The organism is Psychrobium sp. MM17-31, from assembly GCF_022347785.1.
Taxonomy (GTDB): Bacteria; Pseudomonadota; Gammaproteobacteria; order Enterobacterales; family Psychrobiaceae; genus Psychrobium.
On sequence record NZ_JAKRGA010000005.1, the window covers coordinates 201,870 to 226,481 of the forward strand.

At 44.8% G+C, this 24,612-nt stretch carries 21 protein-coding genes and 1 pseudogene; 13 read left to right on the forward strand and 9 right to left on the reverse strand.

The genetic code is table 11. The features are described 5' to 3' along the window. Positions 1-106: 106 nt before the first annotated feature. The gene (locus MHM98_RS15635; RefSeq protein WP_239440297.1) at positions 107-1,036 is read left to right on the forward strand and encodes an oxidoreductase; all 930 of its coding nucleotides are present in this window, start codon (positions 107-109) and stop codon (positions 1,034-1,036) included. A gap of 60 nt (positions 1,037-1,096) precedes the next feature. Continuing rightward, on the forward strand, positions 1,097-2,002 hold the full coding sequence (locus MHM98_RS15640) for a helix-turn-helix domain-containing protein (RefSeq protein WP_239440298.1): 906 nt from the start codon (positions 1,097-1,099) through the stop codon (positions 2,000-2,002). On the opposite strand, the gene MHM98_RS15645 is transcribed toward MHM98_RS15640, so the two are convergent. Further along, positions 1,999-2,910, reverse strand: a complete 912-nt coding sequence (locus tag MHM98_RS15645) for an SDR family NAD(P)-dependent oxidoreductase (protein WP_239440299.1) — start codon at positions 2,908-2,910, stop codon at positions 1,999-2,001. The two genes, MHM98_RS15640 and MHM98_RS15645, sit on opposite strands and share 4 nt — an antisense overlap. A 215-nt stretch (positions 2,911-3,125) precedes the next feature. Between MHM98_RS15645 and MHM98_RS15650 the strand changes: the two genes are divergently transcribed. Genes MHM98_RS15650 through MHM98_RS15660 form a run of 3 tightly spaced genes read left to right on the forward strand, consistent with a single transcriptional unit; the run spans position 3,126 to position 4,800 of the window. Then, a complete protein-coding gene (locus tag MHM98_RS15650) occupies positions 3,126-3,557 on the forward strand; it encodes a DUF4345 domain-containing protein (protein ID WP_239440300.1) in 432 nt (143 codons plus the stop codon). Positions 3,558-3,612: 55 nt separating this feature from the next. Continuing rightward, a complete protein-coding gene (locus MHM98_RS15655) occupies positions 3,613-3,918 on the forward strand; it encodes a DUF1330 domain-containing protein (RefSeq protein ID WP_239440301.1) in 306 nt (101 codons plus the stop codon). A 30-nt stretch (positions 3,919-3,948) separates the two neighbouring features. Beyond that, positions 3,949-4,800 (forward strand): AraC family transcriptional regulator, encoded by an 852-nt coding sequence (locus MHM98_RS15660; RefSeq protein WP_239440302.1) that lies wholly within the window; start codon positions 3,949-3,951, stop codon positions 4,798-4,800. A 9-nt stretch (positions 4,801-4,809) separates the two neighbouring features. On the opposite strand, the gene MHM98_RS15665 is transcribed toward MHM98_RS15660, so the two are convergent. After that, positions 4,810-5,403 carry a short chain dehydrogenase gene (locus MHM98_RS15665; RefSeq protein ID WP_239440303.1) on the reverse strand — a complete coding sequence of 198 codons (594 nt, stop codon included), beginning with the start codon at positions 5,401-5,403 and terminating at the stop codon, positions 4,810-4,812. 64 nt (positions 5,404-5,467) lie between these two features. Between MHM98_RS15665 and MHM98_RS15670 the strand changes: the two genes are divergently transcribed. Then, complete coding sequence (locus MHM98_RS15670) at positions 5,468-6,391, forward strand: LysR family transcriptional regulator (RefSeq protein ID WP_239440304.1); 924 nt, start codon at positions 5,468-5,470, stop codon at positions 6,389-6,391. On the opposite strand, the gene MHM98_RS15675 is transcribed toward MHM98_RS15670, so the two are convergent. Genes MHM98_RS15675 through MHM98_RS15685 form a run of 3 tightly spaced genes read right to left on the reverse strand, consistent with a single transcriptional unit; the run spans position 6,388 to position 11,749 of the window. Next, positions 6,388-7,389: a zinc-binding dehydrogenase gene (locus MHM98_RS15675; RefSeq protein ID WP_239440305.1), complete on the reverse strand. Its 1,002-nt coding sequence runs from the start codon at positions 7,387-7,389 to the stop codon at positions 6,388-6,390. The genes MHM98_RS15670 and MHM98_RS15675 overlap by 4 nt on opposite strands. A 51-nt stretch (positions 7,390-7,440) precedes the next feature. After that, positions 7,441-10,566, reverse strand: coding sequence for a multidrug efflux RND transporter permease subunit (locus tag MHM98_RS15680; RefSeq protein WP_239440306.1), 3,126 nt, complete (start codon positions 10,564-10,566; stop codon positions 7,441-7,443). Between the two features lie 13 nt (positions 10,567-10,579). Continuing rightward, on the reverse strand, positions 10,580-11,749 hold the full coding sequence (locus MHM98_RS15685) for an efflux RND transporter periplasmic adaptor subunit (protein ID WP_239440307.1): 1,170 nt from the start codon (positions 11,747-11,749) through the stop codon (positions 10,580-10,582). 118 nt (positions 11,750-11,867) lie between these two features. On the opposite strand from MHM98_RS15685, the gene MHM98_RS15690 reads away from it, so the two are divergent. After that, positions 11,868-12,839, forward strand: a complete 972-nt coding sequence (locus MHM98_RS15690) for a LysR family transcriptional regulator (RefSeq protein WP_239440308.1) — start codon at positions 11,868-11,870, stop codon at positions 12,837-12,839. Between the two features lie 89 nt (positions 12,840-12,928). Next, positions 12,929-13,945 (forward strand): ankyrin repeat domain-containing protein, encoded by a 1,017-nt coding sequence (locus MHM98_RS15695; RefSeq protein WP_239440309.1) that lies wholly within the window; start codon positions 12,929-12,931, stop codon positions 13,943-13,945. 21 nt (positions 13,946-13,966) lie between these two features. Here the strand turns inward: MHM98_RS15695 and MHM98_RS15700 are convergent, their stop codons facing one another. Further along, on the reverse strand, positions 13,967-14,854 hold the full coding sequence (locus MHM98_RS15700) for a LysR family transcriptional regulator (protein ID WP_239440310.1): 888 nt from the start codon (positions 14,852-14,854) through the stop codon (positions 13,967-13,969). 128 nt (positions 14,855-14,982) lie between these two features. Here MHM98_RS15700 and MHM98_RS15705 point away from each other — a divergent pair. Then, positions 14,983-16,175 (forward strand): annotated as a pseudogene (locus MHM98_RS15705) (MFS transporter). Positions 16,176-16,179: 4 nt separating this feature from the next. Here MHM98_RS15705 and MHM98_RS15710 read toward each other — a convergent pair. After that, positions 16,180-17,079 (reverse strand): LysR family transcriptional regulator, encoded by a 900-nt coding sequence (locus MHM98_RS15710; protein ID WP_239440311.1) that lies wholly within the window; start codon positions 17,077-17,079, stop codon positions 16,180-16,182. 123 nt (positions 17,080-17,202) lie between these two features. Here MHM98_RS15710 and MHM98_RS15715 point away from each other — a divergent pair, with 123 nt between their 5' ends. Together MHM98_RS15715 and MHM98_RS15720 are read left to right on the forward strand one after the other, a co-directional pair. Next, entirely contained in the window at positions 17,203-17,757 is a 555-nt protein-coding gene (locus MHM98_RS15715; RefSeq protein ID WP_239440312.1) for a nuclear transport factor 2 family protein, read from the forward strand. Further along, on the forward strand, positions 17,757-18,719 hold the full coding sequence (locus MHM98_RS15720) for an NAD(P)H-dependent oxidoreductase (RefSeq protein WP_239440313.1): 963 nt from the start codon (positions 17,757-17,759) through the stop codon (positions 18,717-18,719). The genes MHM98_RS15715 and MHM98_RS15720 overlap by 1 nt, the downstream gene beginning before the upstream one ends. A 53-nt stretch (positions 18,720-18,772) precedes the next feature. Here the strand turns inward: MHM98_RS15720 and MHM98_RS15725 are convergent, their stop codons facing one another. Beyond that, positions 18,773-19,714 (reverse strand): AraC family transcriptional regulator, encoded by a 942-nt coding sequence (locus tag MHM98_RS15725; RefSeq protein ID WP_239440314.1) that lies wholly within the window; start codon positions 19,712-19,714, stop codon positions 18,773-18,775. Between the two features lie 92 nt (positions 19,715-19,806). On the opposite strand from MHM98_RS15725, the gene MHM98_RS15730 reads away from it, so the two are divergent. Both MHM98_RS15730 and MHM98_RS15735 read left to right on the forward strand, forming a co-directional pair. Then, entirely contained in the window at positions 19,807-20,760 is a 954-nt protein-coding gene (locus MHM98_RS15730; RefSeq protein ID WP_239440315.1) for an alpha/beta hydrolase, read from the forward strand. A 62-nt stretch (positions 20,761-20,822) separates the two neighbouring features. Next, positions 20,823-21,383, forward strand: coding sequence for a nuclear transport factor 2 family protein (locus MHM98_RS15735; RefSeq protein ID WP_239440316.1), 561 nt, complete (start codon positions 20,823-20,825; stop codon positions 21,381-21,383). A 477-nt stretch (positions 21,384-21,860) separates the two neighbouring features. On the opposite strand, the gene MHM98_RS15740 is transcribed toward MHM98_RS15735, so the two are convergent. Beyond that, complete coding sequence (locus MHM98_RS15740) at positions 21,861-24,575, reverse strand: AAA domain-containing protein (protein ID WP_239440317.1); 2,715 nt, start codon at positions 24,573-24,575, stop codon at positions 21,861-21,863. Between the last annotated feature and the right edge of the window lie 37 nt (positions 24,576-24,612).

Below are 24,612 nucleotides of genomic sequence, written 5' to 3' on the forward strand. Positions count from 1 at the left end.
TCGCACGTCAGTAATATGTATAATTCTTTCTGGGAAAGGTATAAACCTGCTAGGTAAATCATCGTTATCATGGTTCCAATTCAAGTAACAATCGATGAGGTGAATGATGACTAAAGCAGTTTGGACCACAGCAAATATTGGCGATCAATCAGGTAAAGTTGTAATTGTCACTGGTAGCAATAGCGGTATCGGTAAGGAAACGGTAAAAGAATTAGCAAGCCGAGGCGCCAAGGTGATTATGGCAGTACGTAATCTAGAAAAAGGCCGCCAAGCGATGACCGATATCAAACAAAGCGCTCCCAACGCCGATATCGAAGTGCGTCAACTAGATCTAAGTGACTTAGCGTCAGTTAGAAAATTTTCGGCATCAATCAATAATGATTACAATCAATTAGACATACTAATCAACAATGCTGGCATCATGATGTGTCCGCAAGTCAGTACCGCTGATGGCTTTGATATCCAAGTTGGCACCAATCACTTTGGCCACTTCGCGCTTACTGGATTACTGATGCCCCTGTTGCGTAAAACGGCCAATTCGCAGCTTGTAGTACTTTCTAGCATCGGCCATAAATTAGCAAAAATTAATCTCGACGATATCAACTGGCAGCATCGGAAATACGACAAATCAAAGGCTTATTATGAGAGTAAGTTAGCCAATACTTTATTTGCTTTCGAATACGTAAGACGCTACGCCAATGACCCACAAGCTCCTAAATTAACATTGGCACATCCGGGTTGGACGCAAACAGGATTACAACAGCACGTTGGTTTCTTAACTATTCTCAATAAATTGTTTGCCCAAGATGCTCCTGCAGGCGCATTACCAACGTTAAGAGCAGCGACAGATCATAGCGCCCGCAACGGTGACTTCTTTGGTCCATCAAAATTCTTTGAATTGCACGGTCATCCAGTGCACGTTCAAGCGAGTAAAGATGCCCATAATCAAGCCGATGGTCAGAGATTATGGCAGATTTCTGAATCGCTAACGGGCGTAGCATTCGACGCTGAAGTTTCACAAGATATCGCCTCTTAGCAGCCGCAACAAAGCTTGCTACACTGAAAATTCCTCTTTAAATACGAGCTCGGTAACCATATGAACCAACTTTATCGTTTGACTAGTATTGCGCAAATCCACGAATGGCTAGGGCTGCCACCACCTTTGCATCCGCTGATCTCAATTTGTCAGCATACCGAAGAAATGCAGGCGAACTATCGCGATATGAGTTTTGTTACCGAGCTCTATATGGTGTCTTATAAGAAAGACCTCTGCGGTTCTTTTAACTACGGCCGCCAGTCTTACGACTTTCAACAAGGAACCCTTATTTTTACGGCGCCAGAGCAAGTGATTAGCGCCGTTGATACCGAGTTTAACGACAATTCAGAAGGGTGGACGCTGTTATTTCACCCCGATCTTATTCGTCCTTTTGAACTTGGCCGCAACATCGATAAGTACACTTTCTTTTCATACGAAGTGAACGAAGCGCTGCATGTGTCAGAAGCTGAAAGAAACGCCTTATTTGATTTGGTTAAACGCATAGAACACGAGCTGCAATTAAACATCGACCAACACAGCCACCGTCTTATCTCATCAACACTGGGCTTAATACTCGACTACTGCGCCCGTTTTTTCGACCGCCAATTTTGTACCCGCCTGCACGTCAATCAAGATGTGGTGACTAAGTTCGAGAGCTTGCTCAATCAGTATTACACTAACCAACATCACCTTGAGCATGGCATTCCTACCGTGGCCTATTGCGGTAAAGAACTGGGTATATCGCCGAATTATCTTAGCGATTTACTCAAAAAAGAAACTGGAAAAAGTACGATAGAACTTATACATAATCATATTCTCGACAAAGCGAAAACCGCATTACTGCAAGACAATATTGCCGTAGGCCAACTGGCCTACGACTTAGGCTTTGAGTATCCGTCGCACTTTTCTAAGTTGTTTAAAAAGCTCACTGGCGAAAGCCCAAATAGCTATCGCAAGGCGCATTAAACAAAGCGTTCAATCGCCTGCTTAGCATTATTTTGATATTGCACATTGGCTAAGTCGGCGAAGATTTCACTTTGCTCTCCTAACAATCCAGTTAAGCCTTTTTGACTGGCATAGAAGCCACCGCTTTGATACGTCTCGCTTAGCAATCCATCGACAAAGCGCTGCGCACCAACTTCGAGTTTGTGGACTTTGCCAATCATTAACATCACTTTCATCATGCTTTTCATCACGTGCTTACGCAGCCAAGATAAGGTTTCAAATCCTTCGGTGCCCGTTGTCGCCCCAGGGCTCATGGTTACAAATCGAATCTGTGGATAATCTCGCGCCATCGCCGACATCCACAGCGCCGCCATGTATTTGATTGGGCCATAAGGCACTGTGGCATCTTTGACGCTAGCATACACGCTACCGCTAGCAATACCCGCAAACTCATCGACCGAAGACGAAGTTAAATCAGGGCGTTTCATGCCCATTTCAGGCACGCCGCGTGCCGCTTCCGAGCCTGCATAAACCGCTGTTTTGGTGAGCTTACCCGCTTTGAGTAATTCATTCGTTAAAACAGTATGTCCTAGTAGATTCACTGCAAATATTTGCGTTACACCATCAGTATTTGTTTCATAAAACTTCTGACCGCCTGTACCACCAGCATTCATTAACAATCCTTCAACCGGTTCTGGCAACGCGGCGACAGCAGCGCGCACCGAGTCGAGATCAGACACATCAATTTGTAATGTTTCATAGATACGACGTCCGGTTTGTTGCTCTAATTCAGCTTTAGCTGCTAACGCCTTATCCATATTGCGACAACCTAAGTAAATCTTTTCGACACCTGCGCGCATCGCTAGTTGTTTCGCAGTTTCTTTACCTAGACCAGCATTAGCGCCAGTGATTAATACACTCTTTAACATGGTTATCCCCTCATCGGTCAAAATTACATTCTTCGGGCAAGCAGCTACTTGCTCGTGGTTGATGGAATAACTTTAACCAGATGTGAAATCGCATTTTTGATATTTCTTGCTCTCTTGGAAAATGACCAATAATTTGGATATAGCAAGAAATATCAAAAAACCAAATCTCGTGCTGGGTAACCTTGCTTCATCAATTAACCAGAAAGGTAATCATCATGAATCAAACCAGCACCTTCGAGCGCAAAGCGTTTCAACTATTCACCGTTATTTTAACCATCATCTGTTTTGTGCCCGGTGGTGCCAGTGCTTTCGGCGGCATGAACGGCAGTGCCGCATTAGGAGGTGCGGAGGCAATATTCCAAGCCGACAGCATCTTGCGCGGCTTTGCCGACAACCAATATCGCTTTGGCTTCGGCGTGTTCTTCGCACAAGGTTTAGTACTGATCTATTTCCTACGCGATATCAGCAAACACGCTAACTTGTTCCGCGTAGTAGCACTCGGACTCTTTGTTGGTGGCTTAGCGCGCATCTCAAATGTATTGGAATTCGGCCTTGTCGACAGCCAAGTCGTGGGTCCTATTGTGATTGAAATTATCGTAGTACCACTGCTTGCGTTATGGCACAGCCGCGTCATTCGCAATCACTAATCTAATTGCGGCGCATTGCGTGCCGCTAAACTAAATTTATTGAGAGAACATTATCATGACACTACCCGTTTTTTTACACATAGAAGCAACACCAAACCCAAATCAACTAGCTGAATTACAAAGTTATTTGAGCAAGGTTCCTGCAATAATTTCTCATTATGGCGGCGTCCCTATCGCTACCTACGATGTAGAGCGGGCGCTAGACAATCAACCCAGCGCCAAGGTCTTTGTTGTGGTTTCGTTTCCCGACAGACAAGCCATCGATAACTTCTTTGCTGCACCGGAATATCAAGCGATTATTCCACTGCGCGATAAAGGCTTTAGCCACTTGCGATTTTACATTACCAGCGAACGAGTTTAGTCTTTAACAAAGTAAATTAAGGAAATGATTATGCAGCGTTTTTTCAAGAGCATAGAATTTGTAGAGCAGCATTTATACGACAAAATTTCGGTGCACGAAATTGCCGCTGCATCCCATTATTCCACCTATCACTTTAGCCGTATCTTCAAGGCGTTGGTGGGAGATACTCCTAAAGAATATTTACGCAAGCGCCGCTTAACCGTCAGCGCCAAACGCCTACTCGAAGAAGACATTAGCATTCTCGATTTGGCGCTAGACTGCCAGTTTGATTCGCAAGAGGCTTTCACTCGCGCATTCAAAGACTTGTTTAAAGTGACGCCAGCGCAATATCGCAAACAAAACGATCCCTTTCGACTGCTTTATAAAGACCAATTTAGCCCGCACATGCTTCACATGTTGCAAAACGAGCTATCGATGGAGCCAGAAATCATCACGCGGCCTGCAGTAAAACTAGTGGGTATTCGCAATAATTACGATGACAGCGATCTAAGTTTACCTAAACTATGGTCTGGCTTTCGTCCCTATCGCGATCTCATTAAAAATCGCGCTAGCGACGAGTCATTTGGTATTTACGAATGCTACGAAGAAGATGGCGACAAGGTTAACTTTAGCTATATCTGCAGCGCCGCAGTCACCAACTTTGACGATGTACCCGAAGGCATGATTACTCGCGAATTAGCCCCACAAATGTACGCCAAGTTTATCCATAAAGGTTCAATTAGCGACCTCGATAAAACCCTAAAATACATCTGGGGTAGCTGGTTACCTAAATCCGATTATGAATACGAAGAAAAACCCGATTTCGAGTTGTATCCACCCAACTACAACGTGATGGATCCCAGCTGTGAAATGGCACTTCATATTCCGGTTCGAGCTAGATAACCTTTATCACTAACCAACAGCCACAATGTCCCCACTATTGCTCGCTTCAATAGTGGCGGCATAAGCGGTGGCAATTTCCTTTGCTGGAATCCCTTGCGTAGGATCCATATTCATCGCGCTAAGCGTCTCACTAATCCACCCCGGTGAAACGGCATTGATTCGCAGGTGATCTAACTCCAAGCTAAATGCGCGAATCGCCCCTTCAACTGCCGCATTTACCGCAGATACTATGCTGCTACCAGGTAATGGCGTTTGCGCTAATGTGCCAGTAGTTAAAACGATACTGCCGCCTTCATTAATGTAATCGGCACCTTCGCGGACAATATTGATTTGGCCCATCATCTTGTTACTAATTGCAAATTGCCAGTCTTGATCAGCCATTTCCGTTAATGCTTTAAAATGTGCAATACCCGCCGTACAAATGATAGCGTCGACTTTGCCAACGGCTTTAAATAACTTAGCTAACGAGTTTTTATCTGCAATATCAACCTGATAGTCAGCACCACTGCGCGCAGCGGTAACTAAGTTAACCTGCCCAGAAAGTTGCTCGACGATTGCGTTACCCAATAACCCTGTTGCACCAATTACTAATACTTTTTTCATTTGTCATTCCTCATTTAAAATTTCAGATATCAATATATGCAACAACAAAGTATTCTTGAAATGGATGAATCAGATACATCAAATCGGTTTTATGAATATAAATACAACAGACTTTAATTTGCTAAAGGTGTTCGCGGCCATTTATAAAACCCGCAATGTCAGCAAAGCCGGAGAACAAATTGGCTTGGCGCAATCGTCAATGAGTAACGCCCTTGCGCGACTAAGAGATCAGTTTGACGACCCTTTGTTCCAACGTACGCCACAAGGAATGGAGCCGACACACCGCGCAGAACAACTTGCACCTAAAATAACGCAAGTGATTAATATAGTTAATGAAATGATTAACCCTGTTGAGTTTGATCCGAAAAAAATAACGGCAAGCCTAGCCATCGCCGCATCTGATCTAACCATAACAACGCTAGCGCCAACGTTGATTTCACAACTCAATCAACAGGCTCCCAATATTCAAGTGCGTTTTGTGCCACTCAACAAGCAAACGGTATTTAATCAACTCGATGATGAAGATATTGAAATGGCGATAGGTACCTTTGCCAAAGTTCCCAGACGATATCACTTAAAACAACTTAATGATGAGCACTTTGTTTGCATTGCCAAACAGCAGCATCCAAAAATCCAAGAGCAGATAACATTAAGTGATTTTACCCAGCTTCAACACGCGTTAATGACATTGAATACTGATGATCGAGGAGTCATTGATAAAGCATTGGCGAAACTCGGCCACAAACGAGAAATAGCAATGACTTGTGCCCAATTTGCACCACTAATCGATATTGTGGCGAGTTCACAGCTCATTGCGACTATTCCTGCATCAATGACAGAGCATGCCAAACGAGGCGGCTGCGACGTTTATCCGCTGCCGTTTGCTATGCCGACTTGGCACAGCGAATTGGTAGTGTCGCAAAAATTTCTAGCATCAGATTTAGGTCGTTTTATGACAACGCAAATCCAAACAGCGAGTGGTAACTAGCTTAGTTTTACGACTTGTTTGCCAAAAACACCGCCGTCTAACTGTGCGTGCATAGCCTGCGTTACGTCAGCGGCATCAAAAACAATTTCTGTGATAAGTGGAACTGTTATCTCATTGTTTGATAATAAGTTTAAAAGGTGTTCCCCTTTTAAACCTAATTTTTGCTGAGCACACATGTCACCAGATAACCACGCACCGCCAAGTGAAATAATATGCACCGTTGGCGATTGGGTGAATAGCAATCCGGCGTCACAACTCGGCAATGAATTGAGACAGGCAATTTGACCGTTAAACTTTAGCAATCGAATGTTGCGCTCTGTGCCTTTGTCTCCCATGGCGTCTATCACCGCATCTAATGGCTGCGCTTCAAATGCGGTAGTCAGCTTATCTTCAAATGCAGGATCGCGATAATCGAACACTTCATCGGCCCCTAACTTTTGCAAATATTTATGACGCGCCTTTGATGCCGTCGCATAAACGGTTAGTCCTTTGGCTTTCGCCAACTGGATTGCAAACTGCCCAACAGCACCTGCGCCAGCTTCAATAAGAATTGACTCACCAGCACTAAGATTCAACTTGCACAATGCTTGTAGCGCCGTCATTCCAGCACAAGGCAAAGTAGCAGCGGCCATCACATCAATGCTTTCTGGTACAGCGGCAACCGCATGTGCTTCGATGACCATATACTGTGCCAATGCTCCTTGCTTAGTCAGATCGCTATGCCACATCACGCGCTTGCCAATTAAGGGACAATGTTCAGTGTAACTAGCCACCACAACACCCACGCCATCGAGGCCCGGCACATGAGGATATTGCCATTTACCATGACCACCGCGTGCCAGCTTAGTATCGACGGGATTTAGGCCAACAGCTTCAACTTTGATCAACAATTGACGGTCACCAAGTTTTGGCAATGGCACCGATTGTTTCACTAACTCAAAATCAGCTCCCGCTTGATTAAGTACTAAAGCATCCATTGTTTGCGGTATTTGTGTCATAACACTGTCTCTCTTCACTGGCTGACATCAAATTATGTCAGCCCAAATCACTTACTTCTTCTTACTCATCAGCATGTAGAACACAGGTGTGAATAACAAGCCGAAAATAGTAACGCCGATCATCCCAGCAAATACTGCAACGCCCATTGCTTGACGCATTTCAGCGCCTGCTCCCGATGCTAACACCAGTGGAATAACACCAGCGGTAAAGGCGATTGACGTCATTAAAATGGGACGTAAACGCAGGCGACAAGCTTCGATAATAGCATCGAACGGCGACTGACCTTCATCCTGAATTTCTTTCGCAAATTCAACCATTAATATCGCATTCTTACAAGCCAAGGCCACCAATACTATCAAGGCAATTTGAGTAAATATATTGTTGTCACCGCCAATCATCCACACGCCTAATAAAGCCGAGAAGATGGTCATTGGAACGATTAGAATAATCGCCAGCGGTAAGCGTAAACTTTCGTACTGCGCTGCCAATACCGAAAACACCAAGATAACGACTAACGGGAAAACGTAAATCATAGTGTTACCCGCTAGAATCTGTTGGAAAGTTACCTCAGTCCATTCGTATTCCATACCAGCAGGCAAGTTATCCGCAAGTACGCGTTCAATCGCTTGTTGCGCCTGATCTGAACTATAACCCGGTGCTGGGCTGCCGTTTAGTTCGGCACTTGGATAACCGTTGTAATGCATCACGCGATCAGGGCCAGTCGTTGGTGTCACCTGCACTACAGCGCCTAATGGTACCATTACTCCAGCAGCGTTTCTGACTTTTAAACCAAGCACTTGTGATGGATCAACACGGTAATTGGCATCTGCCTGAGCGTTAACCTGATAAGTACGGCCAAACAAGTTAAAGTCATTGACATACAGTGAGCCTAAATACACTTGCAAAGCATCGAATACTTCATTGAGTTCAATCCCCAATACCAGTGCTTGCTCGCGATCAACCACGATGTCCATTTGCGGTGTTTGAATGCGGAAAGTCGAGTAAAGTCCCATTAGTTCTGGCTCTTTTTGACCAGCATTAATCACTGTTTGCAATGCATCAAACAACGCATTAAAGCCAAGGTTAGCGCGATCTTCGATTTGCAATTTAAAGCCACCAGTTGAACCTAGACCTTGAATTGGCGGTGGTGGAAAAATAGCAACAAAGGCTTCATCTATTACGCTAAATGATTGATTTAATTTAGCGACAATAGCACCTGCTGAAAGATTTGGAGATTTTCGCTTATCGAAACTTTCCAATGTCACAAACACAATGCCGCTGTTTGGGCTATTGGTAAAACCGTTTACTGACAAACCAGGAAACGAAATTGTTTGGGCGACACCATCGGTTTCTAAAGCAATAGCTTCCATTTCACGAATAACTTCTTCGGTGCGATTCAAACTCGCCGCATCAGGTAGTTGGGCAATAGCCACCAAATACTGTTTGTCTTGCTGCGGGATAAAGCCACCAGGCACTGCTTGAAATAAGCCGCCAGTTGCCGTAACTAAGCCAAGATACAACACTCCCACTAATAACGAGAATCGAATTAGTTTTTTCACTAAACGCTCATAAGCATTAGCACCGCGATCAAATAGGCGATTAAAAGGCGCGAAAACAACGCGATTTAACGATTTATCCAGCACGCGAGTTAACCAATCTGGTTTGGCATCATGCCCTTTAAGTAGCAGTGCCGATAACGCTGGTGATAAGGTTAATGAGTTAAAGGCCGAAATCAGCGTCGAGATAGTGATAGTTAACGCGAATTGCTTATAAAACTGTCCAGATAAGCCAGTGATGAAAGCCGTTGGGATAAATACCGCACATAATACGAGAGCGATGGCGATAATTGGCCCAGTAACTTCTGTCATAGCCTGACGGGTTGCTTCAAGCGGCGTCAAACCGCGGTGAATATTGCGTTCAACGTTTTCTACTACCACAATGGCATCATCAACAACAATGCCGATAGCAAGTACCAAACCGAATAACGACAGGGTATTAATCGACACACCAATCCACTGCATCACCGCAAAGGTACCAATCAGTGATACAGGTACCGCAATTAATGGAATGATCGAAGCGCGCCACGTTTGTAGGAACAAGATCACCACCAGCACTACCAAGACAATAGCTTCTAACAGCGTTTCAATTACAGCGTCGATAGAACCGCGGACAAAGACCGTTGGATCATAAGCGATTTCGTAAGCAACGCCTTGTGGGAAATTCTGTGACAGCGTCGCCATGGTTGCGCGCACTTGATCTGATAACTCAATTGCATTCGAACCGGGACGCTGGAAGATTGGCATAGCCACTGCAGGCTTGCCATTAAGCATCGCACGTAGGGCATAGGTATTTTGGCCGAGCTCTAAGCGAGCAACGTCTTTCAAGCGAATTAATGACCCCTGGTCACCAACTTTAATAACAATGTTTTCGAACTCTTCGATTGAACTCAAGCGTCCTTGTACATTCAATAGTACCTGAAACTCACTATCTAAATCTGTTGGCTGTGCGCCTAAAGAACCAGCCGCAACTTGGCGATTTTGAGCGCGAATCGCTTGCACCACATCCATCGCCGTCATATTACGGGCAGCAATAGCTTCAGGGTTAAGCCAAACACGCATCGAATATTCACCGCCACCAAACAACTGCACATCACCAACGCCGTCTAAACGAGCGATCTGATCTTTAATGTTTAAGCTGGTGTAGTTAGATAAGTAGCTGATTTCACGTGACTCATCTGGCGAGTATAAATGCACCACCATGGTGAGATCTGGCGACGCTTTTTCCGCGACAACGCCTAATCGTTGCACCGTTTGGGGTAAGCGTGGCAAAGCACTATTAACGCGATTTTGCACCTGTACCTGCGCCTTGTCTAAGTCAGTCCCTAGTGCAAAGGTTACTGTAAGAGTCATGCGCCCATCGCTAGTCGCCTGCGAAAACATATACAACATGTTTTCGGTACCATTAATCTCTTGCTCTAATGGCGTTGAAACCGTCTCTGCAATGACCTTTGGATTAGCACCGGGATAATTAGCCGTTACCACAACCGTTGGCGGTACAACTTCTGGATATTCACTCACTGGCAGTTGAAATAGAGAAATCGAACCACCAATGAGAATAAGCAGCGACAACATCGATGCAAAGATCGGTCGCTGGATAAAAAAGTGAGAAAAATTCATCTTAGTTCACCTATTAATCGGCTAATGCGACTGTTGTTATCGCGCCAGTCTTTTTCGGGTTTAACGCCACTTTCGAAAGATCTAAGGTCACATTGCGCGGCGAAATGGTCATACCCGGACCGACTTTCGCAGGGCCGTTAACCGCAATCACATCATTGGCTTTTAAACCGCTGTCGATGGCACGAAATTTACCAAAACGCGCGCCGACTTTAACTTGGCGATATTCCAAGACATTATCTGGCGTAACGGTTAATACAAATTGATTCTTAAGATCGGTACCGATAGCACGCTCTGGCACCAACACCTTCACTTGGCTGTCGTTAGCAGCGAGCTTTAAGCGAGCAAACGACCCAGCACGCAAACTATTGTCATGAGTGTTAAAGGTCGCACGCACTCGCAAGGTGCCAGTCGACGGATTAACGGTGTTATCAATAAAGTCGACATAACCACCGTATTTCTGGTCGTTGTTACCGGTTAATTCGAGAATAACTGGTAATTGATCTTGCGCGGTAACATCGTGAAACTGACCGTTCCAAGTGCGCTCATCAATGTTGAAATAAGCGTACATTTGCTCGGTTGAGATAATGTTGGTCAACACGCTTTGATTGGCATTAACATTGTTGCCCTTGGTAATTTCAGCACGTGAAATCAAACCATCAATCGGCGATGTAATGCGGGTAAAACTCAGGTTTAATTGCGCGGCTTCTAGCTCTGCGTTCAAGGCCAATAGATCTGCGCGACGCTGTTTGGTGTTTGCGACACGAGTTTCAATTTGTTCCACAGCTATTGCGCTAGTTTTACCGAGATTAACGGCGCGCTTCTCACTCTTGATAGCTTGCTCTAACGCAGCCTCAGCACTTTTTATCTGTGCCTTTAAACGAGTAACTTGCGCTTGAAATGGACGCGGGTCAATTTGAAACAACAAATCTCCCTCGCTAACTGACTGGCCTTCAGTAAATGCTACCTGCTCAACAATGCCAGACACGCGCGGCATTAGCGTAACCACTTCAGGTGACTCTAAGCGCGTCGTGTAGGTATGCCATGCTTGCACGTTTTCAACGGCCACTTTTGCGACATCAATAGCGGTGGCAACAGGCGCTGGTGCCGCAGCTTCATTTTCGCTCATGCATCCGCTTAACAAGCCAATGCTTAACAATGTAATTAACGATAGTTTCTTATTCACAACGATAACTCCTATAAATTTGTGCTCATTGTAAGGATCGAACTATTGCCAATAAATCAGCTATTGATAAACTTAGTGTTGCCACTGTGGCACCAATGAAAAACTGAGTGAGTAAAATATGGATACGTCGAGTCGTATGTTGTTGTTTTTAGAGGTGACTGAACGAGGATCTTTTGCCAAAGCAGCCGAGCACCGTAAGGTCGACCGCTCGATGATCTCAAAACAAGTCTCAAAACTAGAAGCCGAGCTTGGTGTACGATTACTCAATAGAACCACTCGTTCACTGTCACTGACAGGCGCCGGTCACGAAGTTCTCAAACGAGCACAGCAGCTAAGAGTGTTGTTAGATGACACCTCAAGATTGGCAGAGAATTATCACTCAACCCCGACAGGAACACTGCGTATAACTGCAAGTTATTCGTTGGCCCAGCAGGTGATACAGCCAGTGATCAATAAATTTAAGCAGCGTTTTTCGGATGTCATGGTAGAGCTTTATGTTAGTGACAACGTGATGGATATTGTCGGTGACAATTTTGACTTGGCCTTCCGCGTTGGTGAACTGAAAGACTCAACACTAGTGGCTCGTTACTTGGCTCGCAACAGGTTAGCACTATTAGCTGCACCTGAGTTTATCGAACGCTATGGCGAGCCAACTTCCCTCGCCCAATTACAACAATTGCCAGCAGCTTGTTACGCAGGCAGTAAGTTTAAAGCGGACTACGTCGATTACCGCGATAAACACAATCAAATTCAGCGCATGCCAATGAATTGCGTGTATTTTGCCAATGATGTCGACATGATGAAAGACTTTGTTTTGAGCGGCAATGGCTACTACTTAGCACCTGTTTTTCACATTCACGACGAAGTAAAGTCCGGTCGTCTAGTACCCATAATGAAGGACCTAAACCTCGTTGATTTTGCAGCTATTTATGCGGTTTATCCTCATCGAGATATTCCACTGCGTACTCGCCTATTTTTCGAAGCGGTCAAAGAGTATATCGGTGACGGAGCGCCAATTTGGGAACACAATATTCCAAGCTTTGAAACCATGTATGGCCATCAGCCAACCAACAATACTATTAGCTTTTAGCTAAATGATTATTAGGCCCCAGCTAATTAAAGTCAGCTCGGCTCTAAGGTTACAATGAGCCCTTTTCAAAGATATTTCGCAGGGCCACCATGATTAAAGCACCAACATTTATCGCCGCGGCAACAATGCTATTTGCTAGCTGGGCCAATGCTAACCCGCAACAACAATTGCCACAGTTGCACCAAGCTGTAATTACTGGCGATTTACAGCAAGTTAAGCAACTTATCGCCAACGGCGCCGACATTAATCAGCTCGATAGCCAAATGGGCAACGCCCCTGTCCACGTTGCAGCGCAAACCGACCACACTGATATTCTGAAATATCTCCTCGACCAAGGCGCTTTTATCAATCTACAAACACCGCGCTCGGGGTTTACCCCACTGCACAAAGCGGCGTGGTACTCGAAAGGCGAAAATATTAAATTGTTGATGCAATACCCTGCGTTAAATATCAATCTTAAAACCCCAGGCGGCGCATTAGCAGAAAACATGGTTGGTGGCTGGGATCGCAACATCACACCTCAAGAGCGCTCTCGTTACGATGCACTAGCACAACTATTTAGTCAGTATCGCCAACAGTTAAACAAGGTAATTGATCAACAAAAAATTCTAAACGTAATAGACGACAGCAACATTAGCCAAGTTGATAAAGTTAAGAAAATTAAAAGGTTACTAAAACAGGGACAAGACGTGAATCAACGCCGTCCGGTGCGCAGCGATCGCAATGACTGGCACACACCACTGCTTGTCGCCTCGCGTGAAGGCTACACAGATGTCGTAAAACTATTACTGGAAAACGGTGCCGATCAAACTATTCCTGGCTACACCATGAATGCCATCCCGTTCCATAAAGCGGGTTACATGGGACACCCGGAAATTGTGAGCCTATTGCTGGCAGCCCCCAAAGCCGACCAAGTGGTAAACGCTCAAGGCCCCAACAATGGTTATACTCCACTACACGACGCAATTTGGCACGGCAATACAGAAGCTGCAAAGCGCTTGATAGATGCGGGGGCACGCACCGATTTAAGTACATATGAGCAAGACACTCCACAGCAGCTTGCCAAGCGTTACAACTATCTGGCTATTTTGGCGTTGTTTAAATAAACCTGAGCTGGCAACGGCCTTTTACAACTCGATACGCTCGGCAAAGAACGCTAAAAACGCGCTAATGCGGGAAGAGATTGCCGAGTGTTTGTAATACACCGCGTGCACCTCTTCGCGCGGATTCGGTGATTGTACTTGCTCAGGTAACACCTCTATTAATCTCCCCTGAGCAAGGTCTTCGCGGATCATGAAATGCGATAACAACGCCAAGCCATTGCCACTCAGCGCCAACTGGCGCACAGTTTCACCATTACTCGCCAACATGGTCGGCGCGATTGAGCTACCATCCTTCAAATACCAATTGTTGAGCTTGGGGTTGTCGGCGAAACCGATGATTTGATGGCCATGTAGCTCGTTGCATTGCTGCGGCACACCACACTTAGCCAGATATTCCGGACTAGCAACGATTCGCAATCGACTATTTCCCAACTTTTTAGCGTGTAGATTAGAGTCTGAAAGCTGCCCTACTCGAATGGCAACGTCCGTCTTTTTCTCAATTAAATCAATAATATTTTCGTTAGAAATTAATGATAACTCTATCTCTGGATAACGCTGATTAAAGGCGCTGATGTGCGGCACTATTTGATGAAATAAAAACGGACTTACGGCATCGATGCGCAATCGACCACGCGGCTCACCTTGGCGAGCCATCAACTCTTCTTCCCCTTGAGCCAACAAGTTTAAGCTGTCGCGAACACAACGGGCGAAATCGCGCCCCTCTGCTGTTAATTCAATGCGTCTTGTGGTGCGATTAAACAAGGTCACTGCAAGTGCAGATTCCAAACGAGCTACATTGCGAGAAACTTTGGCGACCTGCATATCTAATGCAATTGCTGCGCTACTAAAACTGCCACTGTCGATAACCGTTAAAAAACACTGTAAATCTTCAATCTTCGATTTTATATCCATCTCGCCTTCCTCAATGTAACAGCCCCACTTTATCAAAATTGACAAAATTAATTTGTAATTTTTGCTATTTTTGCAAATTTAAACCACGGGTAGAGTAGCGCCTTTCATTAATTGAAGGAGTTTTTATTATGCCAATTGCGTTACTCGCACTGACGCTCAGTGCCTTTGCTATTGGAACAACCGAATTTGTTATCGTTGGCTTGGTACCGACAATTGCACAAGATCTTGGAATTTCGCTGCCATCGGCGGGACTATTGGTTAGTCTCTACGCCCTTGGGGTCGCCGTTGGTGCGCCGGTGCTAACCGCCTTGACAGGTCGCTGGAACAGAAAATTAGTGCTATTGGCGTTAATGGCGCTATTTGTGGTCGGCAATCTTATCGCTTGGCAGGCGCCGAGTTATGAAACGTTGATCATCGCCCGAATTGTCACTGGTTTAGCCCATGGCGTATTTTTCTCAATTGGCTCTACCATTGCCACAGGTTTGGTAGCCAAGGAAAAAGAAGCTAGTGCCATTGCCATCATGTTCACTGGTTTAACTGTCGCACTAGTGACAGGCGTTCCCTTGGGCACCTTTATCGGCCAAGAGTTTGGCTGGCGCGCCACTTTCTTAGTCGTTTCAATGCTCGGCTTAATCGCCTTAATCGGCAGCGCATTCCTCGTACCATCGAATTTAAAGCAGCCTAAAGCCGCTAAAATATCTGAGCAATTAAAAGTGCTGACCCAGCCGCGCTTACTATTGATATACGCCATGACAGCTGTTGGCTATGGCGGGACTTTCACAGCCTTTACTTATTTAGCACCAATCTTGGAACAAGAATCGGGTTTCGCTTCCAGTACTATTGGCCTCATTATGCTGGTGTACGGTGTTTCAGTCGCCATTGGCAATATTTGGGGTGGTAAGCTGGCTGATAACATGGGGCCAATCAAGGCGTTACATATTATTTTTACCGCTTTAGCCCTTGTGTTCTTGTGTTATTGGCGTTTACCTTTACCGCGGGTAGTCAAATTGGCGCCGTGCTAACTGTGTTAATTTGGGGAGCATTCGCCTTCGGTAATGTGCCGGGATTACAAGTATACGTCGTTCAATTAGCGCAAAAATACACGCCAAACGCAGTGGATGTTGCATCGGGCTTAAACATTGCGGCATTTAATATAGGTATTGCCTTTGGCTCTATCGTCGGCGGCATTATCGTTGAAGAAATGACTCTGATGGATACACCGTGGATTGGTGCGTTAATCGTTGGCTTTGCCATAGTATTAACAAGGGCTTCAGGCTTTTTGGACAACCGCGATCAACAAGGACTGGCCACCACTCGCTAGTGGCTTAAGAGGCTAATTCTTCAAGTAAGAAATCGATTAACACCCTGACTCGCTTCGCTTTTTGAGTATTGCGATGAAAATACACATACAACGGCGAATAGGGATACCAGTAATCCTTTAAAATTGGCATTAGCTGCCCATCTTCGAGATAAGGTTCGATGATGGGCGCAACCATTCTACCGATCCCTAATCCTTGCAACGCTGCGTCTAACATCACGTCAGTATCGTTAACGACCAAGGCATTTGGCACATCAACTGTTAAGGTTTCGCCATTGTTATTAAGTAATAATGGCGCAATTTGATTGGAAGTAATAAAGCGATATTGAATAAGTTTGTGTTGCTCTAGTTCATTCGGAGTCTGGGGTACGCCATGTTCTTTTATGTATTGCGGTGACGCAAAATAAGCTTCCACCATAGGTTTAGTTAACTGTCTCGCCACCATTTCAGGTTCGACGCGATCACCAAAGCGAATGCCCAAATCGAAACCATCTTTGAGGATATCGATGGCGGCATCACTAACGGATATTTCCAGTTCAATGTTGGGATAACGACGACAAAACTTACCGTAAATGGGCTTTAGCATGTGCTGATATACAAACTTAGGCACAGTTAACCGTACTTTGCCGGAGGGCACCTTACTTAAATCGCCAATACTTTCCACAGCAAAATTGAGCTCATTGACGCTAGCTAAAGTGCGCTCATATAACAAAGCCCCTGCTTCTGTTAATTCGATACGCCGTGTTGTTCGCGTAAACAGCGGCAAACCGAGCTCTTTCTCTAGCGCTTTTAAAGCATTACTCACCGACGGCGGTGCCATTTCAAGTTTTTGCGCCGCTTTACTGACGCTATTTTCATTGGCGATGGCGTGGAAAATGATTAGCTGATTGTAGGTAGTTCCATTCATAGCAAGCTCAATAACACTATTATTAGTTACAGGCTAACAGTAATTTAGCTAAGCATCATCTAATTTTAAATAATTAAATCTCATAAACTATGGCTCATTAATCAATTGAAATGAGGTCATAACATGAAAGCATTGCTACTGACATTAAGCATATTGACGATGACGGCGACGATTGCTCATGCCGATAACATCCAACAAATTGCAGACGCTAAAGCCATTAATCAGCAACAACTATGGCCAAAACCAGCTAATCCAATTGCCAAGGGTTCAGAAAATAGCGCGGCACTCAAAGTAGTACAAAACTTCTTTGCCGCCTATGGCAAAGGAGATCTTAACGAAATTAAAAAGTATGTTGCCGACGATGTTGAGTGGCATATTCCCGGTCGCCATCCCCTTGCTGGCACCAAGCGCGGCATTAAAGAGTTCAGTGATTTCTTTGCGTTACTCGGCCGCGCAGCATTTAAGGCCGAAGTGATGATTTTAGCGGCCAATGACACCTATATTATTGATGTGCATAGAGGATTTAGCAACCTACAAGGTGAAAACATCGACCTTAATTGGATTCTGCTGTACCAAGTGGAAGACGGAAAAATCAAACGAGTACAAAACTTCTCAGGCGACCTTTATGCCTCAGACGCTTTCTTTAACCAATTTGCCAAATCATTAGGAGCGAAATAATGAGCAAAGTATTAGTAATTTCAGGCCACCCTAACTTGGCTCAATCAAACACCAACACCGTTATTTTAAATACGCTAAGTACTGAGCTTAACGATGTGAGTATTAGACGTCTCGATGCATTATATCCAGACTATCAAATCGACATCGCCGCCGAACAACAAGCACTAATTGAAGCGCAGGTGGTCGTGTTACAGTTCCCATTTTATTGGTATTCAGTGCCAGCATTACTCAAAAAGTGGATCGACGACGTATTCGCCTATGATTTTGCTTACGGCGCTAACGGTGACAAACTCAAAGACAAAGAGCTAATACTTTCATTTACCGTTGGCGGCCCAGCAGAGTCTTATACGCCGTTAAATTACAATCATTTCCCAATTGCCGAGTTGATTAAACCACTACAACAAACCGCGTATTTGGCTGGGATGCGAGTTGCCGAGCCTATCTTTACTCATGGCATGGTTTACATCGAAGGGGTTTACAACAAACTCAGCGACGTTCAAGCCAAGGCACAAGATCACGCCGAACGCTTAATCACTAGCATTAGCCATCTCATCGACTCGCCAGAAGCCAAACTCCAAAGGTTTGTGGCGCAGTGGTTTGAAAAGTTTGACGTGCTGGCACCAGACAGCGAGCAATTTACCAAGCATCTTGCATCGGATATTAGATTGGTGATGCCAGAGGGTGAGTTTAACGGTCACGCCGGCTTTAAGGATTGGTATCAGGGGGCACGAGTCACGTTCAAGCCTAACTGCGACCACGATGTCGAGCAAATGCAAGTAAAAGCGCTATCAGATGATCGCTTTGAAGTAGAGCTGCGTATAAGGTTAACAGCTGAGACTTTCGCTGAGTCAGCCTTTGGTGGTGAAGCGGTGAATATTTTAGTTAATGAACTATGGCAGGTGTCGTTTGACGAGAACGACAATGCGATAATTCATGAATACCTCGTGGAAGTGGTTAGTTAGCACGTGACTAACCCCTCGTTTTCGGCTCCTACAGAAAATGGTAGGAGCCTTTTTTATGTCTCCAGCGACTTAACGTATTGTCCCGGTGTTTGCGAAAATTGACCTTTAAAAGCGCGAGTAAAATGTGATTGATCGTTAAATCCCAAACTCAGTGCTACGTCAGTAATGTTGGGCGACTTGGTAGTTAGCAGATGTTTAGCTTGTTGCAGTCGTTTAAGCAGCAAATATTGATAAGGGGTTGAGCCAGTTATCTTCTTAAACTCTCGTAAAAAGTGAAACTTGCTACAATTAACCAAGGCTGCTAAATCTTCCACCGTAATTTGCTGCCCCAAATGTTCACTAATATAACTATCAATTTTTTCAATATGCTGTTGACCGAATCGCGACGTCTGCTGCGCGCTGTCTTTAAGATCGAGATAATTTGAATAGTTGTGAATGTAATGAGTGCTGAGCAGTGCCACTAAATTGTTTTTGTAACTAACCCCATTGCTGGCGCGCCCTTGTAATTCAAGCGTAAAGAGTTCGAGAATACCTTGGATAGTTTTATCTAACACATTGTAGTTATTTAAGAAAACCAGCTTATTAGCATCAATATCTAACGGGCAATGGCGCATAAATTCTTGCTCTTCAATTGCTAAAATCAAGAAGTAGCACGGCTCTGAAATATCGTGAGTAAAAGGCGTGTTAGGCGGATTGATCCAAATGTTGCCCGGCGTAGTGGTTATATTGGTAAGCTTGCCATCTTTAATCGCCTGCCAATGGAGATCTTCATCCAACGCCAACGCAAAGTAGAAATAAGGCGTGTAAACATTATTAGGATAGAAGTGCGGCGAACTGCCCTGCTCTAAAATCACCCCTGACCACGGCGTCTCGCTGCTAGACAGCTCAATATCTAACACCTCTCCGCAATTAGAAAGCTGGTTATCGCTGTGATTATAAAATTTTAACTGCGAGCGCATATCACCCCATTGTTCGTTTTGTACAAAACCGAGCAATTATCTTCCATCAACTGAGCACTAATTTGCAATAACTGATTGGCACTACTCGCTATTATTTTCAACATCGAAAACACACAGGAGCAAGACTCATGTTGAAAAAACTCATAATTCCAGCAATGGCCGCCATCCTAGGCACATCAGCTAACGCAACGCCAACTACGCAATTAGTGGAAAAGAAAATGCAAGCAATTGAATTAAATACTGAAGTAGGAAAACTAGCAGCAAACCTTTATTTGCCAAAAGGCGTTAAAAAACCACCTGTTGTCATTGTTACTGGAGCCTGGACGACGGTTAAAGAACAAATGCCAGCCAATTATGCCCAAGCGTTAGCGGATAAGGGTTACGCAGCTATCACTTTCGATTTTCGCGGCTGGGGTCAATCGAAAGACGCAACGCCATATTTAGAAGATCCAACTCGTAAAACCCGTGACATTAGCGCTGTGATCAACGCCGTTAGCAAGCTAGATCAAATCAATGGCGATAAAATTGCTGGTCTTGGGATCTGTGCATCTTCTGGCTACATGCTAGATGCCGCAAACGGTAACGGCAAGATTAGCTCAGTTGCAGTTGTAGCGCCATGGCTCCACGATAAAGCGATGGCAACAGCAATTTACGGCGGTGAAGAAAGCGTGAAAAATCTATTAGCAGTGGCAGACAAAGCACAACACAGTAGCGAACCTATGGTTATCGAAGCCGCCAGTCTGACCAACAAAGACGCGCTAATGTATCAAGCACCGTACTACACGGAAACCGACCGCGGTTTAATCAAAGAATACGACAACAAATACAATCTAGCGTCTTGGGATGGCTGGTTAAACTACGATGCTCAACAAGGCGCGAAATCACAAGACAAGCCAGTATTGTTAGTTGCTTCAGAAGCAATGGCTCTGCCAGCAGGCGCTCATCAGTATCTAGATGCAGCAGGCGACAATGTAACAAGTGTGTGGTTTGACGGCGTATCGCAGTTCGATTTTTACGACCAACCAAAGGCTATCAGCGATGCAGTTGATGCGGTAACCGCCTTCTTCAACAAAACACTTTAATTAGCGATTATCGGCAGGTGCTTATATCAAGCGTTTGCCGACAATTCCGCGAGGAAAATCTCATGAAGTTTAAGTTTTTATTATCTATTTGGGTGACCCTAATGATCAGCACAACAAACGCAAAAACTCATAGCCCAATGAGCCAAGACGAAGCCAAAATTCGTTCGACTATTTACAGCTTTTCTGCCTTGGCAGATCAAAATGCTTTTGCTCACCTCGGACGATTATTTGCACCGACTATCACCCTAGACTACCGCGCCATTTTCGGCGGTGAGCCAAGCGTAGCGACACCGCAATCATTAATGCAGCAATGGGCAGGATTTCTACCGGGCTTCGATACCACTTATCACGAGCTATCGAATCTCAATGTGGTTACTAAAGACGATAGCGCCATGGTTGGCGTTGATTTTATCGCTCGCCATTGGCACGGCGATAACGGCTTTTGGGCAGTCTCTGGACGCTATCATTTTGCGCTAGAAAAAGTCGCCGACAACTGGCTCATCAATAGGTTAACAGTAAGCAATGTCAGCGAAAGTGGCAGCCGTGATGTCCTAGGCACCGTGGGAAAAGACGCAATAGCGAACTTAAAAGCTCGCGACAAGCGATTGGTTGTTGTTGAGTAAATGAAAAAAGGCTCTTATCAAAATCACTAATCAACCTTGGATATAAAAAACATACAGCGCGGATAATTCCCGCTGTTTAGCGTCTTAAATTAGAAATTGACCAAAGCAAAAATCAGGGATGATTTTTGAGCATTTGCCGCATGGATGCGGATCAAATACGGCTTTGATAAGTCAATTTATCATTTAAGAATAATCGCTAAACCTCGGGTCGCCTTTCTTTTGGTTACTTTTCTTTGTAAGTCTCGTCCTGAGACTTATCGCTACGCGACCTGCTAACGCAGTCCAAGAATACTCCAGATATTCTAGTGGCGACGCACAAATTTGTTTGGAACAAATTTGAATAGCCGAAGGCTATCCATAGGGGGAAATACACGGAGGTATTTCATTAAAGAAAAGTAACTGGTGTGCTATCGATTATTTCAATAAAGCATTCAAATTTAATAAGCACACCAAACATTCTGAATACCTAAGTTTGGTCTATTTAGTTTTTTGCATCTTGTTAGGGAAAATTTCGCTATTCAATCGGCTTTTGATTTCATCCACACATCGCTGTGGCTCAGTTAGCCACAAGCCATAACTAATAGGCAAAATCTCAATCCCTGCCCGTTGTAGCACCTTATAAGTATTAAGCTCAAAGAAATCTGCCCATGGGCCGGGATAACCAATGAGATCTAACGCCAGATACTTACCATTGAAGCGACATAGTAAATCCACTTCAACACCAGCGACGTGATAGCCGGGCCAAGATTCGATATCATCGCGCGCTAATTGCGCCATCAGCGCTTGCTGAAAGGCGTCAATCGACGCATTTTGACTGTGGTTCACTTCGAACTGACCAGTAGCCATTAAGTATTTTCGCAGTAAATTCGAATCAGGTAATAATTGCTCATCGATGGACACAAATAGCTGCTGTCGCTGCCTTGCACGAGTGATACAAACGTTAAATACATCCGCTTTATTGAGATAAGCCGCGGCGCGAGTGCTGTTGTTATCAACACTAAAGGCAATGAGCATAATATCGCGCTCTTCCCCCTGAAAACCGAACGGCGTGGCAGCACGTAAGTTATGAATCGCGATTTGCTGTTCATCAAAAGTCGTTTCTATTGCCTTAGCAATATGTTCTGCCTGATGTCTAAACGGCGAAACTACGCCGATACTGTGATTAATTCCCGCCGCTTCGTCGCTAGCAATTTGCTGCTTAATCGCGACAATTACCGCGTTAGTTTCTGCTTGGTTGATACCCTTGGCATCGCGCTCACCGTTAACACGCACAACGTCCAAATAGCCGCTATTAGTGCATGGGCGATGTTGCATGATTTTGAGTTTGTTTTGGTAAAACTGCTGGTTGCTAAAATCGATCAATTCGGGCTTGCTACGAAAATGTTCATCTAGCATCGCTACTTGTTGCTGACAATTGAGGGCCTGCAATGACAAATCTAAGATTGAATTGTCACGATAGCTTACAACGCCACTTTGAAAATCGGTCAACTGATGCTTAGTCAGTAACTGACTTTCCTTGGATTTAGCCAAAAACGAGTAGTGACGTAGCTGTTTGGTATCCCCAACAATTAAAGCTCGCTTTGCGCGATATAACGCTGGTAAGCAGCTGCTGATATTACATTGCGTAGCCTCATCAATGATGACCACATCGAACATTTCTTTATGCAATGGCAAAATGCGATAGAGTGAGTTGAGGCTCATTAGCCACACTGGAAAGGCTTTAAACAACGCCGTAAACTCAATGTCTTCGAACATCTCAGCTTGACGTTTTGAGGTGCGACTGCGAATCGCTTGATTAAAGGCTTGTAATGATTGGCGATCATTTTTAAGTAGCGACAACAAATTACTATTTTTTACGGCACTTAAAAATTCGGCTGCAGCCAGCTCGCGCTTAACACTCAAATCATTGATTTGCCCCAACGCTTGCCATTGCTCAGCCAAGCCACCAATTTTGCTGCCAACAAAGAACAGATAAAATTTATACAGCCAATCACTATCCCGCTCGCTCAATTGGTGCAGCCGCTGGCCGCGCTTAATGGCTTTTTTACAGAACTTTATAAAGCGCTGCTCAAGTGCGGTTAGCGAGTGATTTAATTCCAGCAACTCCTTTTCACACACCTCGCTACCATTGAGTTTATCGTCCGTTAGATAACCAGCGAGTAAATCGGCAATATAGCTCTTAAGCTGTTTTAAAAACTCCTTTTTACCAGCACGAACAGACACACCACCTAAGCCAAAATTTTGTTCGAGCTTGTCACCAATCACGTCCAATGCAGCGTCATTATTAGCGATTATTAACACCGATTCTCCACGCGCCATATGCTCAGCCGCCACCGCTGCAATGGTGTAACTCTTACCTGTCCCCGGTGGCCCTGAAACACAACCCAACTGCGCATTAGCAGCGATAGAAATCACCTTTTGTTGCGGTGTTGATAACAGCCCCGGCAAATAACCGTATTTGAGTTTTTTATTGGCTTTGAATTGCTGCTTGTTGTCAGAGAACAGCTCCACCAAAGGCGCGGATACACTATTGAGTTCGGCGATACTTTCCAGTTCATGCAACACGCCGCGGCTACTGCTAGCACGCTCAACAAACGCCAACATCGAAACAGGCAATATAGAGAGCGTTTTACGGCGCAGCCCCTTTTTCACATCCTCTTGCGTCATCAATTGAGGAAAATTAAGTAATTCGAGGGCATTAATATTGTGAGGAGAATTCGCCAGCAATGACGTCCACAAAGATGGCGCCTGCAGGTTATCTTCGTCTTGCAACAGCTGATGAATATCGACTTCGGGTAGCAATAACTCAACTAAGGTCTCATTTAGCTCAGGCTGTTGATTTACTGTAGAAAAACAGAAACCCTGCTCATCGTTTTCAATCGCAGCTTCGTTGAATAATAAAGGGGCGGCAATCTGTTTGCGCTCTCCTTTGAGCTCTACCGTGCCAACCACCATAAAACTAACATAGAGCAGAATACGCTCTCTTTGGTAAGTTTCCACCCGCCCTTGCATGGTTTGCGCAAACTCGGTCGGCAATGGTAAACGAGGTAAAAAACCACTGCCTAGGTCATCACGCCCCTGCAAATACCAAACATCTTCCGCCTTTAATTTTTGCAACATCCACAAATTTAAATCGGCGCTATCTTCTTGATAGCAATCCCTGTAGTACGACAAGATGTTTGAATAATTCACTAAATGGCATCCACGCTATTTCACAATTGGCTACAAA

Excerpts from the sequence above, each read along its gene's own strand:
- MHM98_RS15635 (WP_239440297.1), top strand. The coding sequence starts at position 107 with ATGACTAAAGCAGTTTGGACCACAGCAAATATTGGCGATCAATCAGGT.
- MHM98_RS15640 (WP_239440298.1), top strand. The coding sequence starts at position 1,097 with ATGAACCAACTTTATCGTTTGACTAGTATTGCGCAAATCCACGAATGG.
- MHM98_RS15645 (WP_239440299.1), bottom strand. The coding sequence starts at position 2,910 with ATGTTAAAGAGTGTATTAATCACTGGCGCTAATGCTGGTCTAGGTAAA.
- MHM98_RS15650 (WP_239440300.1), top strand. The coding sequence starts at position 3,126 with ATGAATCAAACCAGCACCTTCGAGCGCAAAGCGTTTCAACTATTCACC.
- MHM98_RS15655 (WP_239440301.1), top strand. The coding sequence starts at position 3,613 with ATGACACTACCCGTTTTTTTACACATAGAAGCAACACCAAACCCAAAT.
- MHM98_RS15660 (WP_239440302.1), top strand. The coding sequence starts at position 3,949 with ATGCAGCGTTTTTTCAAGAGCATAGAATTTGTAGAGCAGCATTTATAC.
- MHM98_RS15665 (WP_239440303.1), bottom strand. The coding sequence starts at position 5,403 with ATGAAAAAAGTATTAGTAATTGGTGCAACAGGGTTATTGGGTAACGCA.
- MHM98_RS15670 (WP_239440304.1), top strand. The coding sequence starts at position 5,468 with ATGAATCAGATACATCAAATCGGTTTTATGAATATAAATACAACAGAC.
- MHM98_RS15675 (WP_239440305.1), bottom strand. The coding sequence starts at position 7,389 with ATGACACAAATACCGCAAACAATGGATGCTTTAGTACTTAATCAAGCG.
- MHM98_RS15680 (WP_239440306.1), bottom strand. The coding sequence starts at position 10,566 with ATGAATTTTTCTCACTTTTTTATCCAGCGACCGATCTTTGCATCGATG.
- MHM98_RS15690 (WP_239440308.1), top strand. The coding sequence starts at position 11,868 with ATGGATACGTCGAGTCGTATGTTGTTGTTTTTAGAGGTGACTGAACGA.
- MHM98_RS15695 (WP_239440309.1), top strand. The coding sequence starts at position 12,929 with ATGATTAAAGCACCAACATTTATCGCCGCGGCAACAATGCTATTTGCT.
- MHM98_RS15700 (WP_239440310.1), bottom strand. The coding sequence starts at position 14,854 with ATGGATATAAAATCGAAGATTGAAGATTTACAGTGTTTTTTAACGGTT.
- MHM98_RS15710 (WP_239440311.1), bottom strand. The coding sequence starts at position 17,079 with ATGAATGGAACTACCTACAATCAGCTAATCATTTTCCACGCCATCGCC.
- MHM98_RS15715 (WP_239440312.1), top strand. The coding sequence starts at position 17,203 with ATGAAAGCATTGCTACTGACATTAAGCATATTGACGATGACGGCGACG.
- MHM98_RS15720 (WP_239440313.1), top strand. The coding sequence starts at position 17,757 with ATGAGCAAAGTATTAGTAATTTCAGGCCACCCTAACTTGGCTCAATCA.
- MHM98_RS15730 (WP_239440315.1), top strand. The coding sequence starts at position 19,807 with ATGTTGAAAAAACTCATAATTCCAGCAATGGCCGCCATCCTAGGCACA.
- MHM98_RS15735 (WP_239440316.1), top strand. The coding sequence starts at position 20,823 with ATGAAGTTTAAGTTTTTATTATCTATTTGGGTGACCCTAATGATCAGC.